This window comes from Candidatus Margulisiibacteriota bacterium, assembly GCA_031268855.1.
GTDB lineage: Bacteria > Margulisbacteria > Termititenacia > Termititenacales > Termititenacaceae > Termititenax.
In genome coordinates, this window is sequence record JAIRWS010000050.1 from 1 (window position 1) to 9,161 (window position 9,161).

The following is a 9,161-nucleotide window of genomic DNA, read 5'->3' on the forward strand; positions in this document are numbered from 1 at the left end:
AAGGTTTCCGCCTCGCTTTGCGCAAGTGGGAACATGATTATAACGCTGTGCGCCCTCACGGTTCCCTCAAGTTTTTAACCCCGGATAAATTCCTCGAATCTGTTAAAATTAAAACCTAAAAAGTGTTACCCTTGTCTTCCGACCTGATAGGGGAACATGCCGGAAAATGGTAGAATCTCGGCTGGGCGCTTGGGGAGTGCGCTGCGGAATATTTAATTCTCTGTCCTTTTATTTAAAATAGTTTTACTGTGCGATTATTGGGACTGAAACGGTTTGCTTTTGCCGATTCCCAGTTTTTCTCCAAGCCATGTAAAGAATTTGTTGATGGCTCTCCTGGCTTTTTTCGGCCATTCCCATCTGTCCGGATGTCCGCCAACACCTATAAAAATATCGCCACGTATATTGGTGTCACTTCCGGTAGTAACTCTTTTTGGTGAGTCAGGTACATTATCCATATTATAATTGATTTCTGAGATATCTTTTGTTTCAGTATAGAAATTCCCGCGCACGAAAAAATAGATTTCTTTCTTGGAATCCCAGCGGACTTCCAGGCCGGTATTGGTTTGAAAAGCGTGCAGAGCGGTCTGGTCAAATTCATTGGGATTGCCGGGACTTTGCAGCCAAGTTATGGAATCGCCGATGCCGACATAAGCGGAAAATGACCATTGACCCACAATATATTTAGCCGCAGCGCTAATCCCAAAACCTAATTTTTGTTCATAAGGCTGTCCTTCGCGGACGCCAGATTGATACCTGGTTGTCCAGCCTTCTATTGCGGCATTTATATCGAGGTTTAGAGGATTACCACCCGGATGAAATGTATGCTGCCAGCCAGCGCTGAGACCGTATATGCCGCCCCCCTCTTTGACCATAGGTATAGCGCCTCCAGGCATTTGCGGTTCTTCGCCCTGCATACCATTCGTAATCCAGGTCGTCAGATTATCATAATATTGATCCATAGCTGCTTGGTCAGGCGCCTCAATGTCACCCGGAACCTGTCCAGAAATATATCCTCCATAAGGAATTATTCTTACTCCAGTATTAGGAATATCTATGGTCAAATTTCCACCGATCACGGTGACTGGAACATCATTATTGACTAGAGCTTCAACTAAATTGTACATGCTTTGCGTGGCTCCCGGCGCGTAGGCATAAGCAAAAGCGCCAGCGCTAATTATGCCATTGGCGAATGATGGAGTGCTGGCATTAATACCTGGAAAAATTGTATTAGGATTGTATTGTTGTAAAAAGCCAAGAGGAGTTGTCAAATCACCGCCGCCAAGATACCAGTTTTTCAGAAATGCATTAATAGCCAATGTGAATTCTGGCTTATTAAGGTCATTAAATGATAGGAATGTACTGGCGTTTAATTCTGAATTTTCTCCTTTGATAGTTACATCAGTCTTGATTCCGTGCTGATTAATGTCATCCCCAAATCTGCCTTCATATCCGGTTTCAATATCAATTGTTGGTTCTTTTTTTTCTTTTTCGGCAGATGCAGGGGGAGAGTCCGGCACATTGGCTGGCACAGCGATATTCAGCCCTCTATCTGTATAGAAAAAATCTTCCAGACTTTTTTCTTGATCCGTGAGCGCCTTTTTTATAGCTTCAATAGCGGCGCTTATTTCTTCCGGGGTATCAATGGGGTCGTCGTTAGCATGGTTATCCGCATAAGTCCGCAGTAAATTTTGTTCTTGAGCTGATAGTTCGGATATCTTTTTACCGTCCAATATCAACTGCAGGGCTTTTTGGAGTTCTTGTTCGTTAATTTCTCCATCTCCATTGCCTCCGGATTCAACGTTGTCCGCATCTTGTAAATATGGGACATAATTGGGATTTAAATTCTGGTCGGTTATTCTCATCAGTATCCTCCTTGAAAGATTGTGTTTCTAAATATATCGATAAATATTGATATATTCTTGCATAACTGTACCCACATTTCTGGTTTTTATACTAGGATATCGTTAGAAGACAGAAAAAATTGCACGCAAGTTTGGAGCAGAAAAAAACGATATATTATATAGAAAGGCGTAAAGTTTATGGAAAATGCCAATAAAGTACTACTGGAATCTAGCGATGAGTATAACGTTAATCTTGCCGATGGCGGAGAGGCGTTTATTTCCAGTATGGATGATGATATTTCTGGCGCGGACAGCAAGGACGCGGCTTTTATTCGGACTAAAGTATTGCCGAAACCTCAACTGGTTGGCCGAAATAAAAAAATAAAGGCCAAACAAAAACTCAATCAAGCGTTTTTTTCCGGATTTATACCAAAGCTTTTCGGCAGAAACAAAATCAAAACGACCGGCGTGCAGCTTGACTCCGCAGAGTTGAACACAAAATCCAATGCTAAAGACCGTCCAAGCAAAACTGCGCCAAAAGATGATGGTAATTATATTTATAATCTCAAGCAATACGATCAAAAAGAAAAGCTGGTTGAAAATAAGGATTCCTACTACACGGTAAAACGCGCGGCGGACGGCACGGCTATTGTGGACGAGGCTTATGGTTATTCAGAAAAAACCGATAGCTTTAATAGCGTGTCTGACTATATTGATCCATATAGTCCGGCAGTCAAGAAACTGCTTGCTGGTATTTCCGGTTTGAATGATGGCAGTGTCAGTCTCGAGGATAAGGTGGTCAAACTTTATAATTATATTGTCAATAATTTTAAGTACGTGCCGGACGCTTCAGACAGCTGGAATTTCGTTGAGGAGACTATTGCTAATAAAAGCGGCGACTGCGAAGACCTGACCAATTTGCTGGCTTCGGCGCTGATCGCTTTGTTAAGGCAAGAAGGATTAAGTTATGAAGAGGCCAACGGCCGCGTGGCCGCTATAGCTGGCAGTGATCCTCTGTACGGTGATCATGTGTATGTGGAGTATCAGGACGAGAACGGACAGAGTTATATTTTGGATCCAGCTTTTGCTAACGGCAAGAATATTGGCGCATTATCCGAGTTGACGCAAACAAAACAAAACAATTTCACGGTGTATTTCAGTTATAACGACACACAAATTAAAGGCGAAGCTTTAGCCGATGTTTCAGCCGCAGGAAATGCCGTTACATTCCGTTCGGCGGCTGGTGTGCCGGAGCACATTTATGTGGTTAATAGCACGGTAAAAAGTAACTTTAAGCTTACGGATATTCAGGCCGCAAAAATAGAAGAATATGCTAACAATGGTGATTGGAATGGACTAGCCGTACATCTTGAAACAATAGCCCTGGCGCAGTCTATTATCAGGGATAAATATCCTAGCAATTCTGTGCAGTATCAGGAATATAATGCGAACGTAAATGCTCTCAATGAGCTTGCTAGAATGAGTAGAACCAATCCTGCCGCGCTGGTTGCCAATGGCTTTCTAGCCGACAATGGAACAGCTGCTGGTGGTAATACTGGTGGCGCTACCACAATTCCTCCGGATGGTACAGATCCTCCACCTCCGGCAAACAGGGCGCCGACGGCCTATGCCGGAACAGACCGTTTGGTCGATTTATCCAAAGGCAACACCGTGACATTGGAAGGCAGTGGTTATGATCCAGATAATGATGCTTTGACCTACAAATGGGAGCAAATTAGCGGTCCCAGCACTTGCGCTATTGGCAATAGTTCTTCACCTACAGCAAATATAAGTGGGTTACAAGCTGGAAATTATAAATTTAAATTAACTGTGACGGATTCTAACGGAGCGACACACACTGACGAAGTTTTGGTGGTTGTTTCAAACCCACCAGAAGTTTACGCCGGAGAAGATATCGTAGTTAGATTATCCGAAGGCAATACTGCCACATTGAGAGGCAACGCTGTTGATCCGGACGGCGATTATATCTCTTATAAATGGAAACAGCTCAGTGGGCCAAATACCTGCGCTATTGCCAACAGCGGTTTGTCAAGCACCGAAATAAGCAATTTGCAAATGGGGATTTACACATTTGAGTTGACGGTTACAGATGCTCATGGACTGACAAGCACCGCCACAGTAAGGGTAATCGTGGAAGAAACCGCGCCCCCTACAGAACAATCACCGTATAAACCAGAGCTTGACGCCGAAATACTTGGCACCATAATCAACGAGGATGTTACGGAAGCGTTAATTACTTTAAGTTATGATGAAGAGTTTATTGAAGAGTATCAAGCTTGGGTCCTAAAAGGCGCCGGTGATGAGCAACCAGCCGCTAGTTTTCTTTTTTTAACCAGCGATTTTAAAGCGGAATTAGAGCGTTGTGTTACGCAAGATGATAAGGCGGCTCTCGATCAATGTATCGATAAAATATTGGTATGGCTGGATGCAATGGAAACTAGATACAATCAGAATAATTTATATGTTTCTGCGTTGGAAAATATCCGTTCCACGAAAACGCTATTGAGGGAATGGAAAAATAGGCCAATGAGTACCGTTAAGCAATTTTTTAAAACTGTGGATTCTCCTTTTCTGATCATGAGAACAGACAAATTCGATGAATACAAAGAAAGAATTCTTTTTGCCGCCAATTTGCAAAAGTTAATTACCATGCTAACGCAGGCCAAGGGCGACAGCCGCAACGCTATACAGCAGATCATGATCGAGCAATCCGGTTACCAAAAGATGAATATTGAAAAATTAAATGATAAACAAACGCAGTCGTTGACCAATTATGTAAATACAAGAATGAAAGAAATTTCTGATTATGTAAATAACCATAACAAAATCGCGGAATCAACCATGAAGAAAGCAATTGAAGAGCAGCGTAAACAGGAGCATGCGGATCTCTGGACATTATTGATCGGAGGAATTGTTTCTTTTCTCGCTTCAGTTCTTTTTGGGGTGGTCGGCATTAGTTTCGCTCCGGTAGCTTTAAGTGTGGTTACTACCATTACAACAGTTGTGCAAAGTATACGCAGCAGTCGTATAGAAATAAATGCGCTCAAACAACAGGAAAATATAGAAGAACAGCTCATGCTGCTACACACCTCCCAAAAACAAATGGACAGTATTAGTCTGCAGAAAAAAGCCGCGGAGTTAAGAAAACACCAGCAGGAATTAGAGGATAAACAAGCGGAGAAACAAGCTCTGGAACAAAAGCTGAAGGAAAACATAGAGATCAAAAAACAAGAACTGGCCGGACTGGAAAGTGCGGGTAAAGAAAATACGGAAGAGTGGCTGCGCGCGCAGGACGAATTGGCCGATTTACAGACCGAATTGCAAAACGCACAGGAACAAATAACGAGCGGCCAGAAATATTTGGATGTGCTCGATCTGGAATTGATGCAGCAAAACATTACAGCGCAGAACAGCGCGTTGGAACATAACAATGGTTATTTGGAGTTTGACAACACTCTCTATGCGCAGAACTCTTTGCGCGTGCAGGCGCTGGTCAATGCTCTGCGGCTGATCGAGATGGTCCAAAAGTCCCAGCACCAGGGCCGCGATAATGTGGCTGCGGAATTATCCCTGCCCGGCGCGGTGACCAGCAAATATGCCGAAAATGTGGTCAATCAAAAAGCGACCGAGCTGGTCGAAAAAATGAATGTTTTGGGACAAAAGGAAATTCAAATCGCCGATGCTTATAATCAGCGCAAAGAAGCGGAAGAGCAGATCAAGCAGCTTAACTTTAATACCGGTTTTGGCATCATGAGTAAAATGTTTTTCGGCGTGATAGATATCATGACGTTTGGCACGGGCGGCACAGTGCTGGGCGCGCTGTTCCGCAGCACCGGCGAAGCGGCTTTCGGTTATTATGGTAAATATACGGCCAAAACAAATGCTGTTTACAATCCTAATGCCGCGGCAAATTTTCAAGGGCAGAGTCAAAACAGCACGGATTTTTATGCGGTGTACAGCAGTGCTTTGACTAATTCCAGCGCTATGCTGCGAGATTTGACGGAAAACAAAAAGACGCTAGATTATGAAAAATATTTGCAGTTGATGGAAGAGATCAAGTGGACGCAGATCGAAAAGGAATTGGAGATAGCGCTCAATGCCGCGCAGAAAAATAGCCGCAATGTGGTGCATCAGGAACTGACGGACATCAAAACCGACACTCAGAGTGCGACCGTTAAGATCGTTGCTAAACAGGATTTGGCGCTGCTGCAGGACATCGTGCAGAAACAAGCTTATTTGGCCAATATTCAGGCGCAGGCTATCAATAAGCGTGTGGACATGCAGGTCGAGCTGGATAAAGCCGGCTACAATATTCTGGCTTCTGTTTTTAGCGGTTTGCTGGCGGGACAGAGTCAAATTGCCAAAAGCGGTGACAACTTGAATGACGCTTTTATTTACAGCCAGGTCAACAATCTTTTTGGCCAAAATAAGGATAATATTTTTAATCTAATCATCGGTGATTCCGATCTGAAACTGCAGGCAGAAAATCAGAAAAATCCGAATAACGGCGGTCTGTCCGCCGGGTTGTCGGGTTTTAAATCTCCCGAGCTCTGGGTCGAAGACGACCGCGGCAATGTGACGGTGGATCAGCGGGTTTTCCTAAAAAAGTACGCTAAATTGCAAAGACAATTGATCATGGAGCAGGCTTTAGCTGCTTTGCAATCCGCGCGGCAAAAAGCGCGGGATATTGTGCATACGGAGTTAGCCGAGAAAACTGCCCCAACCGCTGGACTGACTGCCGCGCTCACGGCGATCAATAAAGAAACCGCGCTGCAGGAATGGAATATTCTGACCGAGCAGGTCTACTCGATAGCCGATCTGCAGACCAAACGTAATTTTGCCGCGACGGAAATGCAGCGCAGTTTTACTACCAGTATTTTGTCCACAACTTTTGCCTCTATGGGTTATGCTTGCGGCTTGAATATGGATCAAGCCAACGCCGTAGGACAGTTGACTACTATTTCGTCTGAAGTGCTTTATCTGCTCAAGGATATCAATGACACCATGCTGGACGCAGTCAACCGGCTGACCGCCGAAGATTTGACTGCTGGCGAACTGGCGGAAGAACTGGGTTTTAACCGGCTGACCGAAGCGGAGGAAAAGCTGCTGCTGGAGGCTCTGAATTATAAAAATAACGTCAGCGAGTACGGTTTTGCGGTGGAGGACAAAGCCCAGCTGGAGTATATCAATACTATTATTGACCGGCTGCATAAACTCAAAGAGCAGTTATTGAATGTGCGCGCCGAGTTTTCCGAAGGCCGCGGCAATGTGCACGGCGTGCTGAACGCCGCCGCTGCGGAAACCACGTCATTTTTGCGGGAATTTGCCGATCTGCATAAACGTTTTGTTCAGCAAATTATGGACAGCCTGAAAAAAGGCGCGAGTGAAATTATCAAAAGACAAAACGAGAGACAAAATCAAAGGCTGCAGCTGGAGTTAAAATGTTTTGATTACGCGATCTCGGCGCTGGAAATGACGGCGCCTTTCCTCAACGATTCCTCGAGCGCCTGGCTCAAAAATTTTACCGAAGCGCTTAATTCTTTCCTGCCGCTGCTCAAGGCCGGTTATCTTGAATACGTTAAAAAAGGTGAGGAGGAAAAACAAGCGCTGCCGGATCTCGACGGGCTTACTCCAGCGGAAAAAATGCGGGTGCAAAGCGCGTCTGCCGCGGCGGACCTGGCTTTGGCGGAAACCGAAAAATCTTACGGCTTTTTAGAACAGACCCATAAATTGGTCGAGCAGTTTATCCGCGATATTAGTAAGTTGACGGCCAAAGCAATTACCAACGGCATTGTAAAGTCACGGCTGGATCAACTGCTGAATAGTAATCGTTTGGCTGATCTGCACCGGGAAATTGCTGCCGGCGAAAGCCGGCAGGAAGAATTAAAAGCTCAAATTGCTGAAGCTTTTGCCGCAATGCCGCTGGATCATCCTTTTTACAGCACGCATCTACAGCCGGCGCTGGAATTATTTGAGGCGGGAGATTATGCCGGCGCGCTGGCCAAATTAAATTTGGAAGGTTTGGACGAGGCGGCGGTCGGGCAGCAGACTTATCTTTTGAAAAAGATGCTGGAAACTAACATAGAACAATTAAATGCCTTGAACGCGCGTCTGCCGCAGGCCAAAGCGGAACTGGCGCAGGCGGAACGAGACGCGGCGGACAATATTAAAGTCTTTCGGGAGAATCTGGATTATATCAATAAACATTTGCCAGCTTTTCAAAAATTGCAAAAACAGGTTGCGGACAAAGAAATAACACCGGAGGAATTTGCGGCGACTGAGGAATATAAAAACATGCAAACCGCTGCGCTGGCTTTGGCGCCGCTTTTCAGTGATTTGACGGAATACGAGAAATTGATCCAGGAGCTGATCCCGCTGTCTACGTTTTACGGGAGTTCGACAGCCTCGCTGCTATCCGGTTTAACTGCCGCGCAAACTTTGTATGCTCAAAATTTTGCGCCGCTGGCTGTCCAGGAAGCACAGGCGGAATCGCTGCAAAAACAGGGCTTGGCGTCCGGTAATTATCATTACTCCCCCAGCAATAACGATGTGGCTGGAATATGGGCGCAATTTTTTGCTAAACGGCATGAACAGAATAAAACCCGCGGGGAGATTGAGAAGCAAAACGTGACGGCGCGCGCGGCTGTGGAAGAAGCTGGGCACGACCAGGAAGTTATCGCAAATTTATTCGACGCGCCGGAGAACGCCGAGCAGGAAATAGACATAGCCACCGCGGATATTTCCCAGGATTTGAAGCTCTATATCATCGAGTGGTGCGGCGGAGTTAAGGTGCCGCCGGATCAGCGCGCGCGGATCTCCGAATATGTTGAACAAAGAAAGAACAGCCGTGAAGTGTTGGCGTTGGATGCCGAAGCAGACGTTGAGTATGCCGCGGCGCTTTTGGCGGCAGATTGGGTGGAGGTTGAAAGTCTGCAAAAAGCCTATAATCAGGCTTTGGCGGAATATCTGAATGATCAAGAAAACAGCGAGACTTATATCCAGTTAAAGATTATTAAAATGCAGCTGGAACAAAAAGAACAAGCCTTTCAGAAAAAGCGCGAAACTTTCAGGCGCCAGCAGGAAAGAAATTTCCGTTTACAGTAATTTTCCGCCCTTCAAAAACGGTATCTTCGCTCGCAGCTCTTCGCCGACTTTTTCGATCTGCTGTGCTTTGGCCCTGGCGCGCAGTTTATCCATATTGGGTTTGCCGGCCTTGCACTCTTTGACAAACTCGTCGGCAAATTCGCCGCTCTGAATGCGTTTTAGCACATCTTTCATTCTGGCTTTGACCGAAGCGTC

General features: G+C 45.4%; 4 protein-coding genes. 2 read left to right on the top strand and 2 right to left on the bottom strand.

The window, feature by feature from the left end; translation table 11 throughout:
* The first annotated feature begins 17 nt into the window (after positions 1–17).
* Positions 18–119: a transposase gene (locus tag LBJ25_03230; GenBank protein MDR1452969.1), complete on the top strand. Its 102-nt coding sequence runs from the start codon at positions 18–20 to the stop codon at positions 117–119.
* A gap of 135 nt (positions 120–254) precedes the next feature.
* On the opposite strand, the gene LBJ25_03235 is transcribed toward LBJ25_03230, so the two are convergent.
* Positions 255–1,862, bottom strand: a complete 1,608-nt coding sequence (locus LBJ25_03235; protein ID MDR1452970.1) for a hypothetical protein — start codon at positions 1,860–1,862, stop codon at positions 255–257.
* A 177-nt stretch (positions 1,863–2,039) separates the two neighbouring features.
* Here LBJ25_03235 and LBJ25_03240 point away from each other — a divergent pair, with 177 nt between their 5' ends.
* Positions 2,040–8,966 (top strand): hypothetical protein, encoded by a 6,927-nt coding sequence (locus LBJ25_03240; protein ID MDR1452971.1) that lies wholly within the window; start codon positions 2,040–2,042, stop codon positions 8,964–8,966.
* Here LBJ25_03240 and LBJ25_03245 read toward each other — a convergent pair.
* Positions 8,958–9,161, bottom strand: a 204-nt coding sequence (locus tag LBJ25_03245) for a ketol-acid reductoisomerase (protein MDR1452972.1), incomplete at its 5' end; no start/stop codon positions are given. The genes LBJ25_03240 and LBJ25_03245 overlap by 9 nt on opposite strands.